Genomic DNA, 26299 nt, shown 5'->3' with positions numbered 1-26299 from the left:
ATATTATGAAAAAGGTGGCACTTATATCATTAGGTTGTGCAAAAAACTTAATTGATTCAGAAAATATGATTGCTTTAATAAAAGATGCTAATCATACTTTTATGAATAATCCTGAAGAAGCAGATATAATAATAATTAACACATGCGGTTTTATAGGTGATGCTAAAGAAGAATCTATAAATACCATTTTAGAAATGGCGCAGTATAAAAAAGGTGGCAAGTGTGAAGTTTTAATAGTTGTAGGATGTTTAGTTCAAAAGTATCATGAGGAATTACATAAAGAATTACCAGAAGTGGATATTTTTCTTGGAACAACAGCCTATGAAGAAATTATGAATGCTGTAAATGAATTTATCCAAAATAAGAACTATATAGTAAAGGTAAATAATGACTTTAAAGAGTATATTGAATTACCTAGGCATGTGTCTACTCCAAGTCATTATGCTTATTTAAGGATAGCTGAGGGTTGTGATAATAATTGTACTTATTGCATTATTCCACAGTTTAGAGGTCCTTATAGAAGTAGAAAAAAAGACAATATACTAAAAGAAGCAGAAGAATTAGTTAATAGTGGGGTAAAAGAGCTTTTAATTATTGCTGAGGATATAACCCAGTATGGGATTGATCTTTATAGTGATTATAATTTAGTTTCTTTATTAAAAGATTTAGTGAAAATTAATGATTTAAGATGGGTTAGATTGCTTTATTGTTACCCTAATAATTTCACAGATGAATTGATAGAAGTTATTAGAGATGAACCTAAAATATGCAAGTATGTAGATATTCCCCTCCAACATAGCGATGATAATATATTAAGAAAAATGGGGAGACAAATAACAGAAAATGAAATAAGAAGTTTATTAACAAAAATTAGAAATAAGATTCCTGAAATGATTATAAGATCTACATTTATCGTAGGTTTTCCGGGAGAAGAACAAAAGAATTTTGATAATCTTATGAAATTTTTAGAAGATATGAAATTAGATCGTGTAGGAGCATTTACTTATTCACAGGAAGAAAGTACACCTGCGGCAAAGTTACCGCGACAAATTGATGGAGATGTAAAGGAAGAACGTAAAAGACGGTTAATGGAGCTGCAACATGATATTTTAATAGAAAAACATGATTTGCTAAGAAACAAAATTATTTCGGTTCAAGTAGACGAATGTCATCCCGAACGAGAAAATTTATGGATTTGTCGTAGTGAAGGTGAGGCACCTGAAATTGACCCAGTGATAATGGTGTACTCAGAAAAAACCCTAACTCTAGGAGAGTTAATTAAAGTGAAAATTACGCACTTACAAGACTATGATTTAATAGGAGAGGTTGACTATGAACTTACCTAACTCTTTAACCATTTTTCGAATAATTTTAGTGCCATTTTTTATGTTCTTTTTGCTAGTAAAGATGCCTTATGGTCAATTTATAGCTGCTTTAATTTTTATAATTGCAGCTAGTACAGATGGGCTAGATGGATATATTGCTAGAAAAAGAAAACAAATAACTAACTTTGGTAAAATAATGGATCCTTTAGCTGATAAATTATTAGTTTCAGCTGCCCTGATTTCTTTAGTTGAATTAGGCAAAATTTCTGGTTGGATAGCTGTGATTATTATTGGGAGAGAATTTGCAGTTACAGGTCTTAGAGCTGTTGCAGCTTCAGAAGGGGTAGTAATAGCTGCAAGTAAGATTGGGAAATACAAGACGGTATCACAAATAATTGCAATTATAGCCATTTTAATGAACGATTTTATTATTAATTTAATAGGTTTATCCTTAGGACAATATTTATTATATATTGCTGTGTTTTTCACTATATATTCAGGAATAGATTACTTTAGTAAAGCTGGAAAACTGATAAAGGTTGGTTAATAAATGAAGAAAATAATATATCTTTTAGCTACAGGATTAGGTACCGGAAACTTAAAGCCAGCTCCGGGAACATGGGGGTCGCTCCTTGCTCTTATAATTACATACTTTCTGCCAAGTAATCTATTATCTATTGTTATTACTGCAATACTTGGTATTTATATATGTCAAAAGGCAGAAGAATACTTAGGTGAACATGATAGTCCACGAATTGTGTGGGATGAAATGGTTGGAATTTGGATTGCCGCGTATCATGTTTCAGGTGTATATTTAATTTATGCATTTATTTTGTTTAGAATATTTGATATCTCCAAAATTTATCCGATAGATAAGTTACAGCGTTTGCCTGGTGGCTTAGGAATAATGATGGATGATATTGTAGCTGGGATATTTGCGAGAATTGTTCTTAGTTTAATAATGTTTGTAATATAAACACGTCTTAGGCGTGTTTATTTTTTTCCACTCTTTTCATAAGGTTATTATACCTATATCTTTGTTATAATTAACTTCTGAAAGGGGAGAAGCCAATGTTCAAGAAAACATCTAAATTAATGATTGTTTTTGGGATTATGATGATGACCCTTGGGATATTGCTATTTGGTTATTTCTTTTATGAACATCAATTTCTCCAAAAACCACTAACTAATGTTTTAGATAATAATAGTTTTATTGAAAAATATGAACTTAATGAAAAATCAAAAACAACTTTAAAAATTAAAGTTAGTAAAGTAGATAGTTTCCCAAAAGATTTTCAGGATTTCATGGAAAATAGTGCAAGTAATTTACTTGATCAAGATTTAGCATTAGAAATATATAGTAATCCAAATTCAAAACTTAATGCATTTTATCAAGATATTCATCCTGCTGTTTATGAAGCACAAGCACTTGGAAATTTTGTGAATTTACAAGAAAAATTCAATAGTTTGAGTCAAGATTTATCAGTAACTAATAGTAAACTAACAATTACCAATGATTATCTATTCCTGCAAATAGAAGATGGAGAGTATTATCTATATAAAGTTTTTAGGAGACAGACAGACGAGCATCCTACTATTATTAATAATATAGGAAGTGATAAATTATGAGGAAAGAGTATATAATCGGTGTTTTATTAGGTGTAATAAGTTTTTTGTTTTTCCTTAGAGTTAATATGCAGCCATTTATAATTTTAGCAATTATAGCAGGGGCTTTATATTTTATAATGCAAAAAAAAGGGCTTGTAAATGTAAATGCATATCAAGAAATAAAGCCTGAGAATAATTTTGCCTTTGATGATATCGGTGGTCAAACAATTGCTAAAAGAGAACTAAAAGAAGCATTAGATTTTTTAATTAATTCCACAAAAATTAGTCAAAGAGGTATTAGACCCTTAAAGGGTATTTTATTAACAGGCCCTCCGGGTACAGGAAAAACCCTACTTGCAAAAGCATCAGCAACTTATTCCGATGCTGTTTTTTTAGCGACTTCAGGTTCGGAATTTATTGAAATGTATGCAGGTGTAGGGGCACAAAGAGTAAGAAAGATATTTAATACAGCTAGAACAAAAGCTAAAAAAGATAATAAAAATAGAGCTATAATATTCATTGATGAAATAGATGTTATCGGAGGACAAAGAGGAAGTAACGGTAGTCATATGGAATATGATCAAACTCTTAATCAATTTTTAGTAGAAATGGACGGTATAAGTGGTAGTGATATTAATATCTTAGTAATTGGTGCAACAAATAGACCGGATTTACTAGATTCTGCCTTATTAAGACCAGGTAGATTTGATAGACAAGTAAAAGTAGATTTACCAGAAAATGATGGAAGGTTAGAAATATTAAAACTCCATACAAAAAATAAAGTTTTAGCAAAAAATGTTAACTTAGAAGAAATAGCAGATGAAACTTATGGGTTTTCAGGAGCTCATTTAGAAAACGTTACTAATGAAGCAGCAATTTTAGCACTAAGAGAAAATGCTAAAGAAATAGATCATATTCATATTAAAGAAGCAATAGATAAGGTAATGTTAGGGGAAAAACTTAATAACAAGACTAAAAATGAAGTTATAAAACGAATTGCTTATCATGAAGCAGGTCATGCTATTGTAAGTGAAGTGGTAAACCCTAATTCAGTTTCACAGGTAACAGTGACATCTAGAGGGAATGCTTTAGGTTATGTTCGTCAAGTTCAAAAAGATCAAAAATTATATACGGAAAATGAATTAAGAAATCAAATTAAAATTTGTTTAGCTGGTTCTTTAGCTGAAAAATTATGCCTAGGCAATAGAAGTACAGGTTCAAGCAATGATTTTGAACAAGCTATAAAATTAGCTAAAAACATGATTCATGCAGGATTATCTTCTCTAGGTGTCATTTCTATTGAAGATCTTCCAGCCGAAACAATTAATAATACTATTTCTGAAATTATCAAGAAAGAAGAAGATATAACCCAGGAAATATTAAATGAAAATCTAAATTATTTAGAGGAGATTTCTAGTTTATTAGTTAATGAAGAAAAAATTACTGGGGAAAAAATAAGAGAAATACTTGATAAGAAAGCGTCCTGATTTTTGGGACGCATTTTTTTATTTCTTTTAAAACTTCATAAATGATGAATACAGATATTAGATAAAATATACTGTGACATAAATTTTCTATATGATAATATAAAGAATATAAACTAATAAGAATAGGTGATGCTATGCGTTGTGAAATTATAACTGTTGGTACTGAATTATTACTTGGTGATACAATAGATACTAATTCAGCATATATTGCCCAGGAATTGGCAAAGGTAGGAGTAGACGTCTTTTTTCAATCAAAGGTAGGGGATAATTCTACTAGGTTAAAGGAAGTTATTAAAATTGCACAAAAAAGAGCAGATTTGTTAATCTTTACTGGAGGATTAGGTCCAACAGAAGATGATATTACTAAACAAGTATTAGCAGAAGTTTTAGAGGTTTCTTTATATGAAGATGAGAATGATTTAAGGAGACTTCAAAAGTATTTTGCAGAACGTAATTTAGTGATGAGTGCTAATAATCGAAAGCAAGTTTTAATTCCTGAAGGAGCTAAAGTACTAGAAAATAAAATAGGTACAGCAAGCGGAGTTCTACTTACTAAAGAAGAAAAAAATTATATTTTATTACCTGGTCCACCAAGTGAAATGAAATATATATTTTCAAATCATGTGATTAAATGGTTAGAAAGTTTAAATTTAAACAATGAGCATATAATGTCTGAAAATCTAAAGTTTATAGGTATATCTGAATCTCGGTTGGAAAATGAGCTAATTGATTTAATGCACAATCAAACAAACCCCACTTTAGCATTATATGTAAAAAAAGGTGAGATACATTGCCGGGTAACTGCAAAGGTACAAAATAAAAATGAGTTTTTAAATTTAATTGCACCTATCAAAAATGAAATACTAAAAAGAGTAGGAGAATATTATTATGGTTCAGATGAACTTAAACTAGAGGAAGCTGTAGGAAAACTACTTCTAGAAAGAAACTTAAAATTAGTTACAGCTGAATCTTGTACAGGGGGATTAATTGCTCAAAATATTACTCAAGTTCCTGGAAGTTCAGAGTACTTTTTAGGTGGTGTGGTATCCTATTCTAATACTATTAAAGAAAATATTTTAAAGGTAGATGCCGAAATTTTAAATACTGTAGGAGCTGTCAGTGAACAAACTGCCATAGCCATGGCAAAAGGTGCTTTAGACCTTTTAGGAGCAGATATAGCCGTCTCAACAACAGGTATAGCAGGTCCAGGAGGAGCAACAGCTGAAAAACCTATAGGGCTTACCTATATAGGATTAGTAAGTAAAGAAATAGAACTTTGCGAGAAAAAAATCTTCTTTGGTGATAGGCAGGAAATCAGGGCAAATGCTGCTACTTATGCACTGAATTTATTACGTAAAACTTTAATTAAAGTATAATATATGTTTTAGAAAGTTAAAGGAGAGTATAAAAATGAACGATAAACAAAAGGCACTGGAAATGGCACTTAGTGGTATAGAAAAACAGTTTGGTAAAGGTGCAGTAATGAAGTTAGGTGATAAAGGAGCAGTTTTAAATATCGAGGTTATCCCAACAGGAGATATTTCTTTGGATTTAGCTTTAGGATTAGGAGGAGTACCTAGAGGTAGAATTGTAGAAATATACGGACCAGAATCATCGGGAAAAACAACAGTTGCATTACATATTATAGCTGAAGCACAAAAAGCTGGGGGAGATGCAGCTTTTATTGACGTCGAACACGCCTTAGACCCTCTTTATGCTAAAAATTTAGGTGTAGATATAGATAATCTATTTGTATCACAACCTGATACGGGAGAGCAGGCACTAGAGATTTGTGAAGCACTAGTTAGAAGTGGTGCAATTGATGTGGTAGTTGTTGACTCAGTTGCAGCTTTAGTACCAAAAGCTGAGATTGAAGGAGAAATGGGCGATTCACACGTTGGATTACAAGCACGTTTAATGTCCCAAGCCTTAAGAAAATTAACAGGTTCTATAAGTAAATCTAGAACTAGTGTTATTTTCATAAATCAAATTAGAGAAAAGGTTGGAGTAATGTTTGGTAATCCTGAAATTACTCCTGGAGGACGTGCATTAAAGTTTTACTCATCAGTGCGACTAGAAGTTAGAAGATCAGAAACTTTAAAACAAGGAACGGATATGGTAGGTAATAGGACTAAAGTAAAGGTTGTTAAAAACAAAGTTGCTCCACCTTTTAAACAAGCAGAGTTTGATATAATGTACGGTTTGGGAATTTCAAAGGAAGGAAGTATTCTGGACGCTGCAGCAGATATTGATATTATAAATAAAAGTGGGGCTTGGTATTCCTATAATGGCGACAGATTAGGTCAAGGTAGGGAAAATGCGAAAGAATATCTAAAACAAAATCCTGATAAATGTAGGGAAATAGAAATAAAAATTAAAGAACATTACAATCTTCCAATTAGTAAAGAAAAGAAGATAGAAGTAGTAGAAAATGGAGCTTAGTAAAGCCCAAAGTCTAGCTTTAAAGTATTTATCTTATAGACCACGTACTATTAAAGAATTAGAGACTTACTTAATGAAGAAAAAAGCAGATATGGATATAATTCAAGAAGTTATTAATTACCTACTTAATTTATCTTATTTAAATGATGAAAAATTCTGTGAGCTTTGGATTAAAGATAGAATTAATTTAAAACCTATGGGTAAAACTAGAATTTATTATGATTTACTCCAAAAAGGAGTAAAGAAAGAAGTAATTGAAATTTGTCTCGAGGAACATTTACCAAATGAATTAGAATATGAGTTAGCCTTAGAGCTTGCAAAAAACAAATCTTTAAAACTAGAATCAGATGATGAATTTAAAAAAAACAAGAAATTGAGTGATTTTATGTACAGGAGGGGCTTTAGTTATTCTATTATAAATAGTGTAATTAATGAAATAAACCCCTCATACTAATAATTTCCAATATTTCTTGACATTATTAGCGATAAATATTAAAATAAAATCGAGAGAAACTGATTTTATAGAGATTGCCCCATGGTTAAGGGTTTATATATAAATTTTCAAGTTATTGTAGAATGTAATATTATTTTTTAATAAATTTATCTATCTACAGTATCTGACAAATTTATTTTGTTAGAATTTTTAACGTACCCGTTTTTAAAACCATTCAGTGGTGTAATTTCTATAAAGACCGAGTTTCTACTCGGTTTTTATTTTTTTCTTATATTTATAGTATTAAGAGTTGGGGAGGTGAGTTTTTTGTTGTTAGAAATAATATTGATATCTTTGATACCAATTAGTTTTCTTGTAGGATATTTTGCTAGAAAAAAGTTAGCTGAATCAAAAATCAAATCTGCTGAAGAAGAAGCAGAAAGAATTATAAAAGATTCAAAAAAGGACGCAGAAGCAAATATCAAAGAAGCTACTCTAGAAGCTAAGGATGAAGTGCATAAACTTAGATCTGAAGCTGATCGAGAAATCAGGGATAGACGTAATGAATTACAAAGATCAGAGAGAAGATTAATTCAAAAAGAAGAATCTTTAGATCGTAAATTTGAAGGTATAGAAAAGAAAGAAGAAAATTTACATCGTAAAGAATCAGGCATTGAAAGACTAAAAGCTGAGATTACAGAGCTATATGAAAAACAAATGTCTGAACTTGAAAGAGTAGCAAATTTAACTTTTGATGAAGCTAGAGAAATATTGCTAAAAAAGGTTGAAGATGAAATCAAGCATGAAACAGCTATGATGATTAAAGAAATGGAAACTCAAGCTAAGGAAGATGGAGAGAAGAAAGCAAAAGAAATTATTGCCTTAGCAATTCAAAGATGTGCAGCTGATCATGTGGCAGAAACAACTGTTTCAGTTGTTGCTCTACCAAATGATGAAATGAAGGGTAGAATAATTGGTAGGGAAGGAAGAAATATCCGTACTTTAGAAACTCTAACGGGTATTGATTTAATAATTGATGATACTCCTGAAGCTGTTATTTTATCAGGCTTTGATCCTATCAGAAGAGAAGTAGCACGAATAGCTTTAGAAAAACTTATTCTCGATGGACGTATACATCCTGCTCGTATTGAAGAAATGGTAAATAAGGCTCAAAAAGAAGTAGATAATATTATACGAGAAGAAGGAGAACAAGCTACATTTGAAACTGGTGTACATGGTTTACACCCTGAAATTATTAAACTTTTAGGAAGATTAAAATATAGGACAAGTTATGGTCAAAATGTTTTAAATCATTCAATTGAAGTATCGAATTTAGCTGGAATATTAGCATCTGAGCTTGAAGTAGACATTCGTCTAGCTAAAAGAGCTGGATTATTACATGATATAGGTAAAGCTGTTGACCACGAAGTTGAAGGTCCTCATGTTACTATTGGGGCAGACCTTGCGAAAAAGTATCGTGAAAATAAAGAAGTAGTAAATGCAATAGAAGCTCATCATGGTGATGTGGAGATGATGACTGTAGAAGCAGCCTTAGTTGCTGCAGCTGATGCGATCTCGGCAGCTCGGCCAGGAGCAAGAAGAGAAACGTTAGAATCATACTTAAAACGATTACAAAAACTTGAAGAAATAGCTAACTCCTATGATGGTGTAGAAAAATCTTTTGCTATTCAAGCAGGTAGAGAAGTTAGAATTATTATTAAACCTGAAAAACTTGATGATGCAGCAGCTGTAAATCTATCAAGAGATATTGTAAAACGAGTTGAAAGTGAATTAGAATATCCAGGTCAAATAAAAGTAGTTGTGATTAGAGAAACTAGATCTGTAGAGTATGCAAAATAGTATTGAAAATAAAGCGACCTTTTTAGGTCGCTTTTACAACATAAAAACTTAAATTAGGAGGCTATATGCTTAATATACTAATGATCGGAGATATTGTAGGCAATGTTGGTAGGAATGCGGTAAGGGATGTACTACCATCGTTATATAAGGAATATAATTTAGATTTAGTGTTAGCAAACGGTGAAAATGCAGCAGGGGGTAAAGGCATAACTTATGAAATACTTCAGGAATTATATAATTATAATATAAACATCATAACAATGGGTAATCATGTATGGGATAAGAAGGAAATATTGGATTTTATTGAATACGAAAGAACACTAATTAGACCTGCAAATTTTCCTGAAGGAACACCGGGTAATAGTTATGTAATTTATGAAATTGAAAACAATATCAAAGTAGGAGTTATTAATTTATTAGGTTCAATATACTTGCAGCCATTAATATCTCCATTTTTAATAATAGATAATATAATTAATGAAATTAAAAAAGAAACACAGATCATAATTGTTGATTTTCATGCTGAGGCAACATCAGAAAAAGTAGCAATGGGATGGTATCTAGATGGTAAGGTTTCAGGAGTTTTAGGTACTCATACACATATTCAAACTGCTGATGAAAGAATACTTCCAGATGGTAGTGCATATATTACAGATGTAGGGATGACTGGGCCTAGAAATTCTGTGTTAGGAGTAAAAAGAGATTTAGCAATACAAAAGTTTCTTACACAAATGCCAGTGCGTTTTGAAATGGCAAATGGGAAAGGTCAACTAAATGGTGTAGTACTCACCATAGATCCTTTAACTGGCAAAGCAAAATCAATCGAAAGAATACAAAAAAATTTATAAAGGCTAAGTATTCATAATTTTAAAAATATAAAAGAGGAATTATTTTGAAAAGTGTAGAATATATAAATATTGATAATATTTCTTTTAATTACCATTTACAATATGAGGAGGTAACAATCAAATGGAAGTTTTGAAAGTTTCAGCAAAGTCTAGTCCAAATTCTGTTGCAGGCGCTCTTGCAGGGGTAATTCGCGAAAAAGGTTGTGCAGAAATACAAGCAATTGGCGCAGGTGCTCTAAACCAAGCGGTAAAGGCTGTCGCTATTTCTAGAGGTTTTGTTGCTCCTAGTGGTATTGATTTAGTTTGTATACCAGCATTTACTGATATCATTATTGACGGTGAAGAAAGAACGGCTATTAAATTAATTGTTTCACCAAGGTAAAAGTTTTTACCTGTTTATTCTATATTAGAGTAAACAGGTTTTAATTTTATAAAAACAAATAAACATAAGGAGACTTTAAATGCATTATTTGATTGTAGATGGACATTGTGATTCAATTTTGGAAAAAGTAAATAAAAACAGAGATTTGAGAATTAACTCAAAAGAAGGTCATCTTGATTTCCCACGTCTCTTAAAAAGTGGGGTAGGCGTTCAATTTATGGCGTTATATATAGAGGATCATTACAAACCTTATAATTCTGTAATTAGAACTTTAGAATTAATAGATATACTTAAAACAGAAATTAAAGATTTAGATTATGTAAAACTAGTTAAAGATAAAAATGATTTAAATAATTTTAGTAATGATGAGTTAAAAATAATTCTAGCTATCGAAGGAGGAGAGGCCTTAGCTGGTAAAATTGAAGTATTACGTTGTTTATATGAATTAGGGGTACGTAGCCTTACATTAACCTGGAATCAGCGGAATGAAATCGCTGATGGAGCATATGAAGAACCAAATGGTCAAGGATTGTCTTCTTTTGGTAGAAGTGTTGTAAGTGAAATGAATAAATTAGGCATGTTAATCGATGTATCCCATTTAGCAGTGAATGGATTTTGGGATGTTATTGAAACTTCGCAGTTTCCTATAGTAGCGTCGCATTCTTGTTGTCGTTCATTAACTGAACATCATCGAAATCTATCAGATAAGCAATTAAAGGCACTAGCTAAAAATGGTGGTGTAATAGGGATTAATTATTGCCCAGATTTTTTAAATAAAAATCCACATAATGCTGATATTAATGATGTTATAAAGCATATTGTTCATGCTTCAGAAATAATGGGTACTGAGCACGTAGGATTAGGATCTGATTTTGATGGGATAGATTGTACTCCTAAAGGACTAGAAGATGTTACTAAGGTACCTAATTTAATCGTAGCCTTAGAAAGAGAAGGTTTTACTTCACGGGAAATTGGTAATATTATGGGTAATAACTTTCTAAGGATATTAAAGCAGGTGTTGAAATAGTGAATAGATTTGCAGATTTGCATATACATACCTTATTTTCTGATGGTCAGTATTCTCCTACTAATGTTGTAGAAAAGGCTAAAGAAATCGGTTTTAGCGCAATATCTATAACAGATCACGATACCTTTGATGGAATAGAAGAAGCAGTTAGTGTTGGCGATAAATTGGGCATTGAAGTTATACCCGGTATAGAAATAAGCACAGTTTGGGATAAAAAAGAAATTCATATTTTAGGTTATTTTTGTAACCAAAATAATTATAATTTACAAAATAAACTAAAAGTAATGCAATCTGCACGCAGAGATAGAATGGAAAAAATAGTATTTATATTAAATAAATTAAATTATAAAATTAATTATGAAGAAATTATTAAGCTTTCAGGAAATGGGTCAGTAGGAAGACCTCATATTGCGAGGTTGTTAGTTGAGAAGGGTTATATTAGAAGCGTTAAAGAAGCCTTTAATCAGCTTCTATCACCAGGATGTCCTGCATATGTAGAAAGATATAAAATCACTCCTCAAGAGGCTTTAGATTTGATATTAAAAGCCCAGGGTATACCAATTATAGCTCACCCGGGCATTTTGAATGATGATGATATCATTCCACAGTTAGTTAACCTTGGATTAATGGGCATAGAAGTTTGGCATCCTGATCATACCAAAAAAATGAGTAAAAAATATGCGAGTATTGCAAAAAAGCATGATTTGCTTTTAACTGGAGGATCAGACTGGCATGGAAAAAATAAAGATGCTAGTTTTATGTTAGGTAATATAAAACTAGATTATAAATATGTGGAAGAATTGAAAATGGCAAATTTTTGATTATATTTTTACTTCCTAGAATATAATAGTAGAAAAGATGCTAGGAGGTTTGAGTAAAAATGGAAGTTGAAAATTTAAAGAAAAGAATAGAATATTTAGAAAACCAAGTTGAATATCTGAGAGTAAGTCGGAGAGTATTAATGAATTTATTAGAAAAGACTGAAAAAGAAAAAAGATTATTATCTATAAAGTATGAAAGTGAAAATAAAAAATTACATAAAGATAATTTAAAATATGTTTATTGGTTATGGGATAAAAATAAAAGGATTCTTGAATTAGAATCTCGCAAAAAAAGTTATTAAAGGTGCTCTTTATACTAGGGCACCTTTTGTTTGTAATTGCTTATTTTTATAATAGTATTAATATTATTAATTATAGATTATTTCCTTTGAGAGTTGGGGGATAACTGATACAATATAATTTAATAGGAAGGTGGATTATGACTAAAATAATTTTTATTAGACATGGGCAAACTTTATGGAATGCTAAAAGAAAATATCAAGGACAAACAGACATACATTTAGATGAAACAGGTATTATGCAAGCAGATTTAGTTGCACAAAAACTAAAAGAAGATAAAGTAGATGTAATATATGCAAGTGATTTACAAAGGGCATATAAAACTGCTGAAATTATAGGATTAGAACAGGAATTGAAAGTAAGTCCAAGTATAGGACTTAGGGAATTTAATTTTGGAGTTTGGGAAGGGAAAACTTATGAGGAACTTAAAAATGAATATCCTGAGCTAGTAGAAAAGTGGTTTAAAGATCCTGAAAGTGTCCAAATCCCCAAAGCAGAATCTATAAAAGACTTACAAAATCGAGCTGTGAACCAAATAAATGAGATTCTAGAAAAACATAATAATAAAACTGTAGTAGTAGTTTCACATGGACTTACGATAGCTACTATCTTATCTTATTTTTTGGATATTGAGCTCAAAAATGTGAGAAAAATGATTCAAGGTAATACAGGTATAACAATTGTTGAATTTAACGATACTAAAGGTACATTAGTAGTATTTAATGATATTAATCACATTGAAAATTTATAGGTGATTACATAAAAAAATAATGTCACAATTAAAACTATATGATATAATTTTATCTAAAAATTAAATAGGGGGATTAGTAGTGGAAAATAAAATTTTAAAAACAGGATACACATTTGATGATGTTTTATTAGTGCCGGCTAAATCAAATATATTACCCAGGGAAGTTAACACTTCAACTAATTTAACTAAAACAATAAAACTTAATATACCGTTAATGAGTGCAGGTATGGATACAGTAACTGAATCGAAACTTGCTAGAGCAATTGCGCGTGAAGGCGGAATAGGTATTATTCATAAAAATATGTCTATAAAGCAACAAGCACTGGAAGTAGATCGAGTAAAAAGATCTGAACATGGGGTTATAACAGATCCTTTTTTCTTAAGTCCAGATCATTTAATTGTTGACGCATTAGAATTAATGGCTCAATACCATATTTCAGGAGTTCCGATTACAGTTGAAAACAAACTAGTAGGTATTATAACAAACAGGGATATTAGATTCGTGACAAATTATAATATTCCTATAAAAGATGTTATGACTAAAGATAATTTAATCACTGGAACTATTAATACTAATTTAACTGAAGCTAAAAATCTTTTACAAAAATATCGTATCGAGAAATTACCTTTAGTTGATGATGATTATAACCTTAAAGGACTAATAACGATTAAAGATATTGAAAAAGCTGTAAAGTATCCTAACTCAGCTAAGGATAGTCAAGGAAGATTGTTAGTAGGAGCAGCTGTAGGAGTTAGCTCTGATACCCTAGATAGAACTAAAGCATTAGTTAGTGCAAATGTTGATATAATTGTTGTAGATACAGCACATGGACATTCTCAAGGTGTTATTGAGACAGTAAAGAAAATTAAAAGTTTATATCCAAGTGTACAAATAATAGCAGGTAATATTGCTACCGGTGAGGCAACTAAAGATTTAATAGAAGCTGGAGTAGATGCCGTTAAGGTTGGAATTGGACCAGGTTCAATTTGTACTACAAGAATTGTTGCTGGGGTTGGCGTACCACAAATAACAGCAATAAATGATTGTGCTAAAGTAGCTAAAGAATATAATATACCTGTAATTGCTGATGGTGGTATTCGTTATTCTGGTGATATATCTAAGGCAATAGCTGCAGGCGCTAGTGTAGTTATGTTAGGAAGCATCTTTGCGGGTACAGAAGAAAGTCCAGGAGAAATTGAAATATATCAAGGAAGAAGTTACAAGGTTTATAGAGGTATGGGTTCAATGGGAGCAATGAAAAATGGAAGTAGTGATAGATACTTCCAAGAAAATGTAAAAAAACTAGTACCAGAAGGTGTAGAAGGAAGAGTTCCAAATAAGGGACCGATTGCGGATACGGTTTATCAATTAATGGGTGGTGTAAGGGCTTCTATGGGTTATTGTGGAGTATCTAACATAACCGGCATGAAAGAAGATGCTAGATTTGTTTTACAAACAGGATCTGGACTAAAAGAAAGTCATCCACATGATATTTTTATTACAAATGAAGCCCCAAATTATAATATGTAAAATATAAAAAAAGAAGGCATTATGCCTTCTTTTTTTATATTTAAAGCATAAGTATTAAATAAAAATAATAAAGGAAGGGAGTACTATTATATTGAAGTTAATAAATTTATCACGGAAAAAATTAGCTAAAATATCCTTAATAGCCATAATTCTTGTTTGTACAATCGGAGTTTTTCATCAGGGAATTTTTAAAGCAGCAGATAAAAGTATAGGTGTATTAGTGCAAAATCAAGATTTAAAACCAATTTATTTTGTTGATACAAAAGAGAAAAAGGTTGCCATCAGTTTTGATGCAACATGGGGGGCAGAGTTTACACCAAAATTATTAGAAACACTAGAAAAACATAAAATTAAAACAACATTTTTCTTAACTAATATTTGGTTAAAAGATTATCCAGATGTAGCCAAAACAATTGCAGAAAAGGGTCATGAAATAGGTATGCATAGTGTTACTCATCCACATTTAAATAATTTATCTGAAAATCAAGTTTTAGAAGAATTACAAGGCAATGCTAATTTAATTAAAGAAATAACTGGATATGAGGCCAAGGTTTTTAGACCCCCATTTGGTGAATATAATAATAAAGTAATAAGCATTATTAATAATGCTGGATACTATCCTATTCAATGGAGTATAGATTCATTAGATTGGAAAAATAATATGACAGAAAATGATATAATAGAAAGAGTAACAAAAAAACTTCATCCTGGTGCTATTGTATTATTTCATAATAATGGTGCCTTTACAGCAGCAGCTCTTGAGAACATCATTGAGTATGCTGTTAAAGAAGGGTATGAAATAATACCTGTGTCAGATTTAATTTATAAGGATAATTATACGGTTGATATACAAGGAGCACAAAAATCAAATAAGTAAAAAATTCTATATTATAAGGGATTTTTTTTTAAGACCTCTTATGTTTTATTAAGTTCACTTAATATTGCAATAAAAGATAATGTAGAGTTTAATTTTAGAGACACATAAATTTGTGTCTCTTTTTTTTGTTTAAAGCATAAATTTGAGTACTCGTGCAATAATAAGCTAAGAGGTGAAAAATATGGGCTTAAAAAAATTTGCAGAAAACATATCATGCAGAAATCAGACATTAACAAAATTAGATTCCATGACAAAACAAGAGATGCAAGACATCTTGACTAAGATGCAAATTGATCATCAAAAAATAGTTATGCAGGAAGGAAAGGCACAAAAGGCAGAAAGAGACGAATTAAGAAGTATTCGAAAACAAATTGAAAATCAACAAACCAAAGTAAATAAACATATGCAATTGGTTTATAAGAGTAAAGCAAAAAAGGCTAAACCTAAACCACCAATAATAAAAAATGCTTTAGCAGCTTTTTTGGTTGGTGGAATAATTTGCACCTTGGGTCAAATAGTTTTAAATACTTTTACGATAAATGGATTTACAGATAATGAAGCAGGTATGATGACTTCTATTTTTTTAATTGTAATTAGCGCCTTACTTACAGGACTAGGTGTTTACGATGAAATTGGTAAGTTTGCTGGGGCAGGATCAATGGTACCCATAACTGGTTTTGCAAACTCTATAGTATCATCTGCTTTAGAATTTAAACGAGAAGGATATGTCTATGGAATAGGAGCGAAGGTATTTACTATTGCTGGTCCAGTTCTTTTATATGGTACATTAGTTTCTGCACTTATAGGCTTAATTTACTATATTATTTTATAGAGGTTGATAAAATGAATTTAAATAGAAAAATAGGAAATCAAACAATTAATTTTATAAATCCAGTATCTATATCATCATTTGGATGTGTTGTTGGGAAAAAGGAAAAAAACGGTCCACTTGGAAAATGGTTCGAACATACTTTAGATAATAATTATGATCATGAAAAAACCTGGGAAAAATCTGAACAAAAAATGCTTCAAAGTGCTATGGAGATAGCTCTAGAAAAAAAGAATTATATACCTAGTGATTTAGAGTATTTTTTAGCAGGGGATTTACTAAATCAAATCATCTGTTCAAACTTTACAGCTCGCTCTTTTGGTGTTCCGTATATCGGTTTATATGGTGCTTGTTCTACTTTAGTCGAAGGCTTGATATTAGGGTCAATGATTATTGATGGTAATTATGGACAAAAGGTGGGAGTGGCGACCTCAAGTCATTATGAAACCGCAGAAAGGCAATTGCGTTTTCCTACGGAGTTAGGTGTGCAAAGAGCAATGACAGCTCAGTGGACAGTTACAGGAAGTGGTTCTTTTGTTTTAGAAAACCAGATCGATCAACTAATGATAACTCAAGGAATTTTTGGCAAGGTTATAGATATGGGTATTTCAAATGCTATGAATATGGGTGCCGCAATGGCACCTGCAGCAGCCGATACTATAGTTACTTATTTTAAGGACACAGGTAAAAAACCAGAGGATATTGATTTAATTGTGACAGGAGATCTAGGTAATATAGGAAGAGTTCTCTGTAAAGATTTAGTACAAGAAGAGGGTTTTGATATTTCCTCTAACTTTACAGATTGTGGAGTATTAGTTTTTGATCCTAGTCAAGATGTACATGCTGGAGGAAGCGGAGCAGGTTGTTCTTCTTCTGTCTTAGCTGGATATTTACTACCTCAACTATTAAATAATAAGTGGAAGAGTATGTTACTAGTGGGTACAGGAGCTTTGTTAAGTCCTACAAGTAGTCAACAAGGAGAATCGATTCCTGGTATAGCCCATGGTGTTTTAATTGAAAAGAAGGTTATAGGAGGTTAAGTGATGCTAGAAAATTTACCAATGGCTTTTTTAATTGGAGGAATTATATGTGTAATAGGGCAACTAATTATGGATTTAACGCCTTTCATTATTACCCCAGCCCATGTATTAGTAGGTTATGTTACAACAGGAGCAGTTATTAGTGGTTTAGGATTATATGACGGTTTAGTTAAACTAGCGGGTGCAGGTGCAACTGTGCCACTTTCAGGATTTGGACATGCATTAGCTCAAGGAGCAATTAAGGGTGTCAAAGAAAATGGAATTATAGGGGCATTTTCAGGAGGAATGGAAGCCACTTCTGCAGGAATTGTTATTGCCATTATACTTGGATATACAATTGCTACTATCTTTGATCCTAAAGGATAGTTAAGATATTTTGAAAATATCTAAATAATTGAATTTTTTTTTATTGATTTTAAAAAAAAGTTAGAGAATATGCAATAATTTATGAATTTCATATTTATATATTATTAAATACTGATATAATAATGGATGTGGTTATAATATATATATTGGGGGGCTAAAAGTGGTAAATTCTAGCCAATATAAAGAATTAGTAAGGCAGGCTGAATTATTAAAAGCATTAGCACATCCTATAAGGTTATGTATTGTGAAAAATTTAATACGATTGGGGTCCTGTAATGTATCTACTATGCAGGGGGGATTAGCTATTCCACAGTCGACAGTATCACAACACTTATCGAAACTAAAAGCTGCTGGCGTAATTGAAGGTGAGCGTCATGGTGTAGAAGTTAATTATAAAATAGCTAGCGATAGTATTCTTAACCTTATTGAGTCCCTTGAGTAAGGGACTTGAGTTTTATCCATTGTATTATTAAAATATAATAAGCTTGGGAGGGATTTATATGTGTGAAAAGAAAATTTTAATAGTTGGTGGTGTAGCAGGTGGTGCTACATGTGCTGCTAGATTAAAAAGACTTAGTGAAAAATCACATGTTGTAATTTTTGAAAAGGGTGAACATATTTCATTTGCCAACTGCGGTTTACCATATCATGTTGGAGGAATAATTAGAGATCAGGATAATTTATTAGTTTCTACGCCTGAAGAAATGGAAGAAAAGTTTGCTTTAGATATTAGAGTGTTCAACGAAGTAACCTCGATTAACCCAGAAAAAAAGGAAGTTGAAGTTAAAAATCTAGAGGATGGTAGTACATATACAGAAGGTTATGACTATTTAGTACTTTCTCCTGGTGCTGAGCCAATTATCCCACCTATAGAAGGAATAGCTAATGAAAATGTATTTACAGTAAGAAATATACCAGATACTGAACGTATTTTAGATTATATAGCAAAAAACAATCCTAAAAAAGCTGCTGTTATAGGTGGCGGTTTTATTGGAATTGAAATGATGGAAAACCTCGCCCATATAGGTATAGAAGTTTCTGTAGTAGATATGGCACCACAAGTTATGACGTTTTTAGATACTGATATGGTTGGACAAGTTCAATCAGAAATAAAAAAACATAAAGTTAATTTAGTTTTAGGAGATGGATTAAACAAAATAACTGATACTGGTATAGAATTAAGTAGTGGAAAAGAAATCGAAGCTGATATGATTATATTAGCGATTGGAGTAAGACCTGATATTAAGTTAGCTAAAGATGCTGGTCTTTTAATTGGTAATACTGGAGCTATTAAAGTAGATGATTATCTACAAACATCTGATCCGTTCATTTATGCTGTTGGAGATGCTATAGAGATAAAGCACTTTGTAGATGGTAGTGAAGCTAAGATACCTTTAGCTGGTCCTGCTAATAAACAAGGAAGAATAGCAGCTGATAATATTATGGGAAGAAAAGTAACTTATAATGGTACTCAAGGAACAGCGATTGCAAAAGTATTTGATTTACAAGTTGGGGCAACTGGACTTAATGAGCGTCAATTAACAAATAAAGGTATTGAACACAAATCAGTTACTATACATCCATTTTCACATGCAAAATATTACCCAGGTGCATCTCAAATGACACTTAAAGTAATATTTAATGATGAAGGAAAAATTTTAGGTGCTCAAGCTGTAGGTAAGGACATGGTAGATAAGAGAATTGATGTATTAGCTACTGCAATGAGATTTGGAAAAACTGTAATAGACTTGCAAGATCTAGAACTAGTATACGCTCCTCCTTTTGGTTCAGCAAAAGACCCAGTTAATATGATTGGTTATTCTGCTCAAAACTTAATGGAAGGTAGAATGTCACCTATTTATATTGATGAATTAGATGATATAAATAAAGACGATTCTTTTATTCTAGATGTTAGGGAAATTTATGAACTAGATTTAGGAAAAATGGAAAACGCAACTCATATTCCGTTATCAGAGCTACGTGAAAGTTTAGATGAAATTCCTAAAGATAAAGAAATAGTAGTATTTTGTCAAATCGGTATAAGAGGATACATTGCTGAGCAGGTTTTAAGGTCTAATGGATATGAAAAGGTGAAAAATTTAATTGGCGGTTATAGAAGTGTTGTATTAAATAAATAGTAAGTAAAAGGTTTCTAGATTAGTCTAGAAACCTTTTTTAATAAAAACAGACTAGTTTGGGAATAGCTAAGGTGTGAAGAGTTTTGTCATGATATATTAACATTAAGGTACAAGGGTATCATTTTATGACTAGAGTTTATTGTAAAATATCCCAAATAAGTATATAATAATAAAAAAGCACAAAACAGATTATGAGCGAAAGGACGTATTGTTTAATGGTTTTAATTAATGCTATAATTATTCTTAGTACTATTATTTATATTAGAAAAAGAGTAAGCTAATAAAAGTCACCCTTTGGGTGGCTTTTAATTTGACTAAATGTAGATGGCAAAGGTATAAAGAAAGTGAAAAAATATTAGATTAATTGAAAATATTTGCTTATAATATGTATGAGGAGGGAAAAGCTTGCGTTATTTTATTTATTATTATTTTTTAACAAGAATAATAGGTAATCCAATTATTTCTTTGGGAATACTCATAATTGCATTTATACTTGTTGAACGTAAATTTATTGGAATTATACCTGATATATTCAAACCTTTAAAAAGAAAGAGAAAAATTGCAAATTTAAAATCTACTATAAAGCTTAATCCTGCAAATATTAATGCGTATAGAGAATTAGGTTCTTTATATTTAGAGGACAATAAATACCAAAAAGCAGAGGAAAACTTCATGAAAACCTTAGATAAGATGGACAATTATGCAGAAACCCATTTTTTATTAGGTAAAGCGTATTATTTACAAAATAAAATTGATTTGGGTATAACTGAGCTAGAAACAGCAATTGATATTAATCCTAAAATAGGATATGGTGAGCCTTATATTTATTTACTTGCAGAAGCCTATTCTAGTAAGAAAAATGAAAATAATATAAATGACTATATAGGGAATCTGCATTATTATGGAACAGTTGAAACCCTGTATAAAGCTGGAGAAGTGATAAGTAAATATGATCAAAAAAAGGCCAAAGAAATGTTTAAAAAAGCACTAGAAATATATAATGGAGGACCAAAGTATCTAAAAAGATTATATAGACGCTGGGCGATACTAGCAAGAATAAAAGGGTAACAAAAAACTAAGTGGAACTTTAAATTATCTAATTTAAAGTTCCACTTAGTTAATAAGTTAAGCTATCTAACTTGTTTTGCTAGATTTAATCCCATTGAAGTAGCTAGAAGACCATAAACAACAAGTGCAATACCAGAATCAACTAAATGATGCAGAAAGGTTCCCACTCCAATAACCATTCCAATATCATATAAAGAAAACCCAAAAGGAATTACAATTAGTGCTTCAGCTATAGCATGAATAGGTGCAGTAACTAGTAAGACATTTTTAAAAGAAAATCCTTTTTGAATCAGTTTAGCACCCATTACAGCAAAGATAACATGGGTAAAGGCCCTGGCTCCTACAATAGGACCTAATTTAATTAAAAAACCAAATGCTGAACCAGCTCCAACCATAAAAGCTACTAAAGGATTAATAGTCATAGCTAACATGACAGGTACATGAGAAGCAAGGGTAGCACTAAAAGGAGGAATATTGACTCCTAAAAAGCCCCCAAAGGCTAAAGGAATAATAAGTGCAAGTGAAGTAAGTAAAGCACCGATAACTAGTGTTTTTGTATTCATTTAAACTCCCCCTGATAAATTGTAATGACAGATGTCTTGTCAGTATTATATAATTTAAACTATATTAGGTCAATATGTTTTAAAGAATATTTTAAAATTCACTATTATAAATTATATTTAGTAATGTTTTACAAATTTGTGTTAGAATTAAAGGGTAAGCATGTTCGACTTTAGAGCAATATATGAAGGGAGATGAACTATGTATAAAGTGTTATTTAATTTGTTATCAAAGATGCCTAAAATAATACGAGTTAATGTACTTGATAAAATAGCTAGACATTTTATCAAAAAATATGCCAACTTAAAAGTAAGCGGCATAGAAAATATTCCCAAGGCAGGTTCTTTTGTTTTTATATCCAATCATTTATCCAATGCAGATGGACTTATATTACATTATACTTTAAAAGAAGTTAAGGAAGTTTATTTTTTAGCAGGCGTTAAACTACAAGGAGAATTATCAACAAATTTAATGTTAGACTTAGTGCCTCATATAGAGATTCAACCTAATAAACCTGATAGAAAAGCATTAAGACAAAGTATAGACACCCTAAAAGGTGGTAAATCCATTCTTGTTTTTCCGGAGGGGACAAGAAGTAGAACTGGTAAAATGTTAAAAGGTAGATCTGGTGTGTCCTTAATTGCTAAACAAGCTAATTCTCCTATAATACCGATTGGAATATGGGGAACTGAAAAACTGTTGCCAATTAATGAAGAAGGTAATATGAGTAATGAATGGTTTATTAATGCAACTGTTAATGTAAATATTGGGGAACCATTTTATTTAGAAGATTTGGATATTAACCCTGATAATAAACTAATTGATGAAATAATGCAAAAGGTTGCTAATTTAGTTCCAGTTGAATATAAAGGGTGTTATAAATAACTAATTATACTTTTGTAATTGCATTAATATGGGTCCAAGGTATTTTTACCCTGGGATTTCCTTCACAGGACATAATAAAAATCCATTCACCATTTTGAGTTATTAGACCTCTAAAGATACCATGATAGGACTCTTTACTAGTGTGAACTAAGATATAATCACTTAATTTAATTAATTGATTTTCCCAGGTTATTGATTTTAAATATTTTTCTTCATCAGCTTTAATCATTACTTCAAATAATAAACTAAAGTAAAAGACAAACAAGCCCCCAATTAAAACAGCGTTTACATTAACCATGTTAATCGCTCCTTATTTTTTTTAATAATAGATTGGGAATAGAAATTCAAAATCAAATCAACGTCTAATAAATATTATTAATACTATGTATGCTTTGTTTCTTTTTATTATTATAATAATTAATTATATTAAATTATATGTAAAATAACAAGATTTGATAATAAATATTATTAAATTTTATCATTTTATAAAAAGATATCTATTTTACTTATTATTGCTAGAAAGGATGAGTTTTATGTATAACGATAAAGTCTTAGACCATTTTGATAATCCAAGAAATTTAGGAATAATGGAAAACCCTGATGCAGTTGGTACAGGAGGGGATCCTAATTGTGGTGACTATGTAGAATTATTTTTAAAGATTGAAGATAACATAATAACTGACGTTAAATATCAGGTTAATGGTTGTCCAGGTGCTATTGCAACTACCAGTGTTTATTCTGAGCTTATAAAGGGAAAACATTTAGAAGATGCCGCTGAAATAACAGATGTAGATATTTTGGAAGCATTAGATAATGGATTACCTGAAGAAAAAATGCACTGCTCATATTTAGGTGGAAAAGCACTGCATGCTGCATTAATTAATTATATTTTAAATTAAATTAAATTAAATATAATAATTCCATACCTTTCAATATTACTTAACACAAAAGTATCTTTGTTCATATGATATAAGTGTAGAGAAAATACTTTTATTGAAAGGGGATTAATTATTTATGTCTGAAAATCTAAATCATATTGAAGAGATGCATCATAAAAAACCTAGTACGGGAGTTAAACCTCCTAATCATCCAATGAACCCTATGCCAGGAAATAATATGAATCCAATGTGTCCGATGTGCCCTTGTATGCCAGGAAATATGAATAACGGTATGCCAGGAATGTATCCAATGAACCCAATGAATCCGATGATGGGTATGCCGGGAATGAATCCAATGTGTCCGATGATGGGTATGCCGGGAATGTTTCCAATGAATCCGATGATGGGTATGCCAGGAATGTTTCCAATGCAACCAATTGATAATGATGATGAATATGACTACGATTATGACGATGATCAGGATGACTGTTAATAAGGACTAAAAATTAAATAGTAAAATAAAAGGATATCTCTTAATTAAGAGATATCCTTTTATTTAAACTAGCTTATGAATAAGTTCCTCACGATCACCATAAATAAGGTCAATTATTGGTATTTCAATTAAAGTATATGAACCAGGGTTTTGCTTTAAACAAGCTCTAGCACTAGCAACCATTATTTGAGAAGTTAGAGCAGGATTATTAATCCTCATTTCATATTTTAATAATTGATTATGAGTAGAACCTGAAACTCCTTTACGTTCCATTAAAACTCCGTGACCTACATCAATTAAGTCTTTTACATTTGGAACAAGTTTTACATGTGTTTCATCATTAACGAAATATGGATCTTTAAGTATGTTTTCTTTTATTTGATCGAAGTTAGATTCTGGTTCTATTTGAATATAAACCATCCTTCTATGAATACCAGTGCCTAAAGGAATAGTTACAGATAAAGCATCAACTACACCTTCTATTGCTTTAACGGCAACGGAATGTCCCATACTCATACCAGGACCAAAATTAGTGTCGGTAACACCTCTAGGCGCCATAAATTCCATAATACCTCTAATCATAGAATCTGACCCTGGATCCCAGCCAGAAGAAATAATTGCTACAGAATTATTATCTTGGGCTATTAAATTAAGATTATTTCTTAGATCAACAATTTTTGAGTGAATGTCAAAACTATCTACTGTACTAATACCTTTATTTAAAAGTTGTACTGCAGTTTCTTCAACCAGGCGTGAAGGCATACTAATCAAGGCTACATCTACATTTTCTAATTCATCAATATCTGAGACAACAGTAATATTATTAAGTTCTGGAGGAATTGGTTTAGATAAAGAACTAGGACGTCTTACAACTCCTACTAATTCCATATCAGGGGCTTCATTTACAGCTTCAACTGCAAACTTTCCAATATTACCATATCCAACAATTGCTACACGTATTTTTTCCATTTATTTACCCTCCATTTTTAAATTAATGGTTATATCTTAATTCATAGTTAGAAAAACTACAAGAAACAGAAGATATATATATTGTATACAATTTTATAAAAAGTATAATTAAACTAGAGGTGATTAAATGTCTGGCTCAAATAACAACATAATTATAATTGGTGGAGGAGCTGCAGGAATAGTTGCTGCCATTTTTGCTAAACAAAATTACGCTGATGTAACTATCATAGAAAAAAATGATAGAATAGGAAAAAAAATATTAGTAACTGGAAATGGAAGATGTAATTTTACTAATCTAAATGTAGAGGTAAACTGCTATTCAGGTAAAAACCCTAAATTTGTATATTCCTCATTAGCAAGTTTTAATGTTCATGATACTATCGATTTTTTTGAAAAACTGGGCATCTCCCATAAAATAGAGGAAGCAGGAAAAGTTTTTCCAAGGTCAGATCAAGCAACTAGTATATTGGATGTTTTAAGATATGAAGTTGAAGAACTAGGGATTAAACTGATTACAAACTCAGATGTACGAAGTATTAGTAAGAAAGGGTCTAAATTCACAGTAGTTAGTGAAAATGGTAAGGTTCATAAGACTGATAGGATTATTTTAGCAACTGGTGGTAAAGCAATGCCTTCGTCAGGATCTAATGGTGAGGGTTATGAATTAGCTAAAAGTTTTGGACATACAGTAACAGATCTTTATCCTGGTTTAGTGCAATTGAAATTAGCAGGGAATTTATTTAAACAAATTCAAGGCGTGAAGTTTAAAGGTACAGCAGGACTTTTTAATAATAATAAACTATTATATACTGATTATGGTGATATTTTATTTACGAGTTATGGGATATCTGGACCTCCTATTTTACAATTAAGTAGAAAGGCTGCAGAATTATTAAATAAAAATGAGGAAGCTATCTTAAAGGTTAAAATTATAGATAATATGAATCGAGATGAATTAAATGCGTACTTAACTAAAAGGTTTATGGACAGACCAAAAAAGTCTGTCGAATTTAGTTTAGTAGGACTTATTAATAAAAGAATTATACCAGTAATTTTAAAAGAAATAGGAATAAAAGACATAAACAAGAGTGTAGCGAATTTAACAAAAGAAGAAAAAGAAAACTTGGTTACAATATTAACAGATTGGCGCTTTCAAATTATAGGCACTAAATCATGGCAAGATGCCCAGGTTACTGCAGGTGGAATTAATACAAATGAAGTAAATCAAAAAACTTTAGAGTCCAAATTAGTAAAAGGTCTTTTTTTTGCTGGAGAAATATTAGATATTGATGGGCAGTGTGGTGGTTTTAATCTTCAATGGGCATGGTCATCAGGATATTTAGCAGGGATAAATGCTAGTAAGTAGTAATGGAGGGTGTT

At 31.0% G+C, this 26299-nt stretch carries 30 protein-coding genes; 27 read left to right on the top strand and 3 right to left on the bottom strand.

Going from position 1 to position 26299, the window contains the following annotated elements:
* Positions 1 to 5 precede the first annotated feature (5 nt).
* The 23 genes from rimO to B8965_RS11455 all read left to right on the top strand — a co-directional run bounded on the left by rimO (position 6) and on the right by B8965_RS11455 (position 21133).
* Complete coding sequence (rimO, locus tag B8965_RS11565; protein ID WP_084054349.1) at positions 6 to 1346, top strand: 30S ribosomal protein S12 methylthiotransferase RimO; 1341 nt, start codon at positions 6 to 8, stop codon at positions 1344 to 1346.
* Positions 1333 to 1872, top strand: coding sequence for a CDP-diacylglycerol--glycerol-3-phosphate 3-phosphatidyltransferase (pgsA, locus tag B8965_RS11560; RefSeq protein ID WP_084054348.1), 540 nt, complete (start codon positions 1333 to 1335; stop codon positions 1870 to 1872). Before rimO ends, pgsA begins: the two co-directional genes overlap by 14 nt.
* A 3-nt stretch (positions 1873 to 1875) precedes the next feature.
* Positions 1876 to 2301 (top strand): phosphatidylglycerophosphatase A family protein, encoded by a 426-nt coding sequence (locus B8965_RS11555; protein WP_084054347.1) that lies wholly within the window; start codon positions 1876 to 1878, stop codon positions 2299 to 2301.
* A gap of 95 nt (positions 2302 to 2396) precedes the next feature.
* Positions 2397 to 2954, top strand: coding sequence for a hypothetical protein (locus B8965_RS11550; RefSeq protein ID WP_084054346.1), 558 nt, complete (start codon positions 2397 to 2399; stop codon positions 2952 to 2954).
* Positions 2951 to 4420 (top strand): AAA family ATPase, encoded by a 1470-nt coding sequence (locus tag B8965_RS11545; protein ID WP_084054345.1) that lies wholly within the window; start codon positions 2951 to 2953, stop codon positions 4418 to 4420. The genes B8965_RS11550 and B8965_RS11545 overlap by 4 nt, the downstream gene beginning before the upstream one ends.
* Before the next feature lie 134 nt (positions 4421 to 4554).
* Positions 4555 to 5796 carry a competence/damage-inducible protein A gene (locus tag B8965_RS11540; protein WP_084054344.1) on the top strand — a complete coding sequence of 414 codons (1242 nt, stop codon included), beginning with the start codon at positions 4555 to 4557 and terminating at the stop codon, positions 5794 to 5796.
* A gap of 34 nt (positions 5797 to 5830) precedes the next feature.
* Positions 5831 to 6862, top strand: coding sequence for a recombinase RecA (gene recA / locus B8965_RS11535; RefSeq protein ID WP_084054343.1), 1032 nt, complete (start codon positions 5831 to 5833; stop codon positions 6860 to 6862).
* Positions 6852 to 7316: a regulatory protein RecX gene (locus tag B8965_RS11530; RefSeq protein ID WP_084054342.1), complete on the top strand. Its 465-nt coding sequence runs from the start codon at positions 6852 to 6854 to the stop codon at positions 7314 to 7316. Before recA ends, B8965_RS11530 begins: the two co-directional genes overlap by 11 nt.
* A gap of 270 nt (positions 7317 to 7586) precedes the next feature.
* Complete coding sequence (gene rny, locus B8965_RS11525; RefSeq protein ID WP_242941992.1) at positions 7587 to 9155, top strand: ribonuclease Y; 1569 nt, start codon at positions 7587 to 7589, stop codon at positions 9153 to 9155.
* Between the two features lie 65 nt (positions 9156 to 9220).
* Entirely contained in the window at positions 9221 to 10003 is a 783-nt protein-coding gene (locus B8965_RS11520) for a TIGR00282 family metallophosphoesterase (protein WP_084054341.1), read from the top strand.
* Positions 10004 to 10124: 121 nt separating this feature from the next.
* Positions 10125 to 10385, top strand: coding sequence for a stage V sporulation protein S (locus B8965_RS11515; protein WP_084054340.1), 261 nt, complete (start codon positions 10125 to 10127; stop codon positions 10383 to 10385).
* A gap of 79 nt (positions 10386 to 10464) precedes the next feature.
* Positions 10465 to 11412 (top strand): dipeptidase, encoded by a 948-nt coding sequence (locus B8965_RS11510; RefSeq protein ID WP_084054339.1) that lies wholly within the window; start codon positions 10465 to 10467, stop codon positions 11410 to 11412.
* On the top strand, positions 11412 to 12233 hold the full coding sequence (locus B8965_RS11505) for a PHP domain-containing protein (protein WP_084054338.1): 822 nt from the start codon (positions 11412 to 11414) through the stop codon (positions 12231 to 12233). The genes B8965_RS11510 and B8965_RS11505 overlap by 1 nt, the downstream gene beginning before the upstream one ends.
* Positions 12234 to 12292: 59 nt before the next feature.
* Positions 12293 to 12535: a hypothetical protein gene (locus B8965_RS11500; protein WP_084054337.1), complete on the top strand. Its 243-nt coding sequence runs from the start codon at positions 12293 to 12295 to the stop codon at positions 12533 to 12535.
* Positions 12536 to 12672: 137 nt separating this feature from the next.
* Positions 12673 to 13284, top strand: coding sequence for a histidine phosphatase family protein (locus B8965_RS11495; RefSeq protein ID WP_084054336.1), 612 nt, complete (start codon positions 12673 to 12675; stop codon positions 13282 to 13284).
* Positions 13285 to 13363: 79 nt separating this feature from the next.
* The gene (guaB, locus tag B8965_RS11490; protein WP_084054335.1) at positions 13364 to 14815 is read left to right on the top strand and encodes an IMP dehydrogenase; all 1452 of its coding nucleotides are present in this window, start codon (positions 13364 to 13366) and stop codon (positions 14813 to 14815) included.
* Positions 14816 to 14906: 91 nt separating this feature from the next.
* On the top strand, positions 14907 to 15692 hold the full coding sequence (locus B8965_RS11485; RefSeq protein ID WP_084054334.1) for a polysaccharide deacetylase family protein: 786 nt from the start codon (positions 14907 to 14909) through the stop codon (positions 15690 to 15692).
* A gap of 403 nt (positions 15693 to 16095) precedes the next feature.
* Positions 16096 to 16524: a stage V sporulation protein AC gene (gene spoVAC, locus B8965_RS11480; RefSeq protein ID WP_144015925.1), complete on the top strand. Its 429-nt coding sequence runs from the start codon at positions 16096 to 16098 to the stop codon at positions 16522 to 16524.
* An 11-nt stretch (positions 16525 to 16535) separates the two neighbouring features.
* Complete coding sequence (spoVAD, locus tag B8965_RS11475) at positions 16536 to 17561, top strand: stage V sporulation protein AD (protein WP_084054333.1); 1026 nt, start codon at positions 16536 to 16538, stop codon at positions 17559 to 17561.
* Positions 17562 to 17564: 3 nt separating this feature from the next.
* Positions 17565 to 17927: a stage V sporulation protein AE gene (spoVAE, locus tag B8965_RS11470; protein WP_084054332.1), complete on the top strand. Its 363-nt coding sequence runs from the start codon at positions 17565 to 17567 to the stop codon at positions 17925 to 17927.
* A 160-nt stretch (positions 17928 to 18087) separates the two neighbouring features.
* Positions 18088 to 18369: an ArsR/SmtB family transcription factor gene (locus B8965_RS11465; protein ID WP_084054331.1), complete on the top strand. Its 282-nt coding sequence runs from the start codon at positions 18088 to 18090 to the stop codon at positions 18367 to 18369.
* 58 nt (positions 18370 to 18427) lie between these two features.
* Entirely contained in the window at positions 18428 to 20065 is a 1638-nt protein-coding gene (locus B8965_RS11460) for an FAD-dependent oxidoreductase (protein ID WP_084054330.1), read from the top strand.
* 405 nt (positions 20066 to 20470) lie between these two features.
* Positions 20471 to 21133, top strand: a complete 663-nt coding sequence (locus B8965_RS11455; RefSeq protein WP_084054329.1) for a tetratricopeptide repeat protein — start codon at positions 20471 to 20473, stop codon at positions 21131 to 21133.
* Between the two features lie 62 nt (positions 21134 to 21195).
* On the opposite strand, the gene B8965_RS11450 is transcribed toward B8965_RS11455, so the two are convergent.
* Positions 21196 to 21696 carry an ECF transporter S component gene (locus B8965_RS11450; RefSeq protein WP_084054328.1) on the bottom strand — a complete coding sequence of 167 codons (501 nt, stop codon included), beginning with the start codon at positions 21694 to 21696 and terminating at the stop codon, positions 21196 to 21198.
* A 199-nt stretch (positions 21697 to 21895) separates the two neighbouring features.
* On the opposite strand from B8965_RS11450, the gene B8965_RS11445 reads away from it, so the two are divergent.
* Positions 21896 to 22579 carry a lysophospholipid acyltransferase family protein gene (locus tag B8965_RS11445; RefSeq protein ID WP_084054327.1) on the top strand — a complete coding sequence of 228 codons (684 nt, stop codon included), beginning with the start codon at positions 21896 to 21898 and terminating at the stop codon, positions 22577 to 22579.
* Between the two features lie 4 nt (positions 22580 to 22583).
* Here B8965_RS11445 and B8965_RS11440 read toward each other — a convergent pair whose 3' ends face one another.
* On the bottom strand, positions 22584 to 22877 hold the full coding sequence (locus B8965_RS11440; RefSeq protein WP_084054326.1) for a hypothetical protein: 294 nt from the start codon (positions 22875 to 22877) through the stop codon (positions 22584 to 22586).
* A gap of 235 nt (positions 22878 to 23112) precedes the next feature.
* On the opposite strand from B8965_RS11440, the gene B8965_RS11435 reads away from it, so the two are divergent.
* Both B8965_RS11435 and B8965_RS11430 read left to right on the top strand, forming a co-directional pair.
* The gene (locus tag B8965_RS11435; RefSeq protein ID WP_084054325.1) at positions 23113 to 23478 is read left to right on the top strand and encodes an iron-sulfur cluster assembly scaffold protein; all 366 of its coding nucleotides are present in this window, start codon (positions 23113 to 23115) and stop codon (positions 23476 to 23478) included.
* A gap of 115 nt (positions 23479 to 23593) precedes the next feature.
* Positions 23594 to 23950, top strand: a complete 357-nt coding sequence (locus B8965_RS11430; protein WP_084054324.1) for a hypothetical protein — start codon at positions 23594 to 23596, stop codon at positions 23948 to 23950.
* A 63-nt stretch (positions 23951 to 24013) separates the two neighbouring features.
* Here B8965_RS11430 and B8965_RS11425 read toward each other — a convergent pair whose 3' ends face one another.
* A complete protein-coding gene (locus B8965_RS11425) occupies positions 24014 to 24919 on the bottom strand; it encodes a diaminopimelate dehydrogenase (RefSeq protein WP_084054323.1) in 906 nt (301 codons plus the stop codon).
* A 127-nt stretch (positions 24920 to 25046) separates the two neighbouring features.
* On the opposite strand from B8965_RS11425, the gene B8965_RS11420 reads away from it, so the two are divergent.
* A complete protein-coding gene (locus B8965_RS11420) occupies positions 25047 to 26285 on the top strand; it encodes a BaiN/RdsA family NAD(P)/FAD-dependent oxidoreductase (RefSeq protein ID WP_084054322.1) in 1239 nt (412 codons plus the stop codon).
* Positions 26286 to 26299: the final 14 nt, after the last annotated feature.

The organism is Desulfonispora thiosulfatigenes DSM 11270, assembly GCF_900176035.1.
In the GTDB taxonomy this organism is placed as follows: Bacteria; Bacillota; Peptococcia; order Peptococcales; family Desulfonisporaceae; genus Desulfonispora; species Desulfonispora thiosulfatigenes.
The sequence above is the reverse complement of the archived record's forward strand: the minus strand, read 5'-3'. Positions and strand labels throughout refer to the sequence as shown.

Coding starts and splice junctions, on each gene's coding strand:
- rimO (WP_084054349.1), top strand. CDS start 6: ATGAAAAAGGTGGCACTTATATCATTAGGTTGTGCAAAAAACTTAATT.
- pgsA (WP_084054348.1), top strand. CDS start 1,333: ATGAACTTACCTAACTCTTTAACCATTTTTCGAATAATTTTAGTGCCA.
- B8965_RS11555 (WP_084054347.1), top strand. CDS start 1,876: ATGAAGAAAATAATATATCTTTTAGCTACAGGATTAGGTACCGGAAAC.
- B8965_RS11550 (WP_084054346.1), top strand. CDS start 2,397: ATGTTCAAGAAAACATCTAAATTAATGATTGTTTTTGGGATTATGATG.
- B8965_RS11545 (WP_084054345.1), top strand. CDS start 2,951: ATGAGGAAAGAGTATATAATCGGTGTTTTATTAGGTGTAATAAGTTTT.
- B8965_RS11540 (WP_084054344.1), top strand. CDS start 4,555: ATGCGTTGTGAAATTATAACTGTTGGTACTGAATTATTACTTGGTGAT.
- recA (WP_084054343.1), top strand. CDS start 5,831: ATGAACGATAAACAAAAGGCACTGGAAATGGCACTTAGTGGTATAGAA.
- B8965_RS11530 (WP_084054342.1), top strand. CDS start 6,852: ATGGAGCTTAGTAAAGCCCAAAGTCTAGCTTTAAAGTATTTATCTTAT.
- B8965_RS11520 (WP_084054341.1), top strand. CDS start 9,221: ATGCTTAATATACTAATGATCGGAGATATTGTAGGCAATGTTGGTAGG.
- B8965_RS11515 (WP_084054340.1), top strand. CDS start 10,125: ATGGAAGTTTTGAAAGTTTCAGCAAAGTCTAGTCCAAATTCTGTTGCA.
- B8965_RS11510 (WP_084054339.1), top strand. CDS start 10,465: ATGCATTATTTGATTGTAGATGGACATTGTGATTCAATTTTGGAAAAA.
- B8965_RS11500 (WP_084054337.1), top strand. CDS start 12,293: ATGGAAGTTGAAAATTTAAAGAAAAGAATAGAATATTTAGAAAACCAA.
- B8965_RS11495 (WP_084054336.1), top strand. CDS start 12,673: ATGACTAAAATAATTTTTATTAGACATGGGCAAACTTTATGGAATGCT.
- spoVAC (WP_144015925.1), top strand. CDS start 16,096: ATGCAATTGGTTTATAAGAGTAAAGCAAAAAAGGCTAAACCTAAACCA.
- spoVAD (WP_084054333.1), top strand. CDS start 16,536: ATGAATTTAAATAGAAAAATAGGAAATCAAACAATTAATTTTATAAAT.
- spoVAE (WP_084054332.1), top strand. CDS start 17,565: ATGCTAGAAAATTTACCAATGGCTTTTTTAATTGGAGGAATTATATGT.
- B8965_RS11460 (WP_084054330.1), top strand. CDS start 18,428: ATGTGTGAAAAGAAAATTTTAATAGTTGGTGGTGTAGCAGGTGGTGCT.
- B8965_RS11450 (WP_084054328.1), bottom strand. CDS start 21,696: ATGAATACAAAAACACTAGTTATCGGTGCTTTACTTACTTCACTTGCA.
- B8965_RS11445 (WP_084054327.1), top strand. CDS start 21,896: ATGTATAAAGTGTTATTTAATTTGTTATCAAAGATGCCTAAAATAATA.
- B8965_RS11440 (WP_084054326.1), bottom strand. CDS start 22,877: ATGGTTAATGTAAACGCTGTTTTAATTGGGGGCTTGTTTGTCTTTTAC.
- B8965_RS11435 (WP_084054325.1), top strand. CDS start 23,113: ATGTATAACGATAAAGTCTTAGACCATTTTGATAATCCAAGAAATTTA.
- B8965_RS11430 (WP_084054324.1), top strand. CDS start 23,594: ATGTCTGAAAATCTAAATCATATTGAAGAGATGCATCATAAAAAACCT.
- B8965_RS11425 (WP_084054323.1), bottom strand. CDS start 24,919: ATGGAAAAAATACGTGTAGCAATTGTTGGATATGGTAATATTGGAAAG.
- B8965_RS11420 (WP_084054322.1), top strand. CDS start 25,047: ATGTCTGGCTCAAATAACAACATAATTATAATTGGTGGAGGAGCTGCA.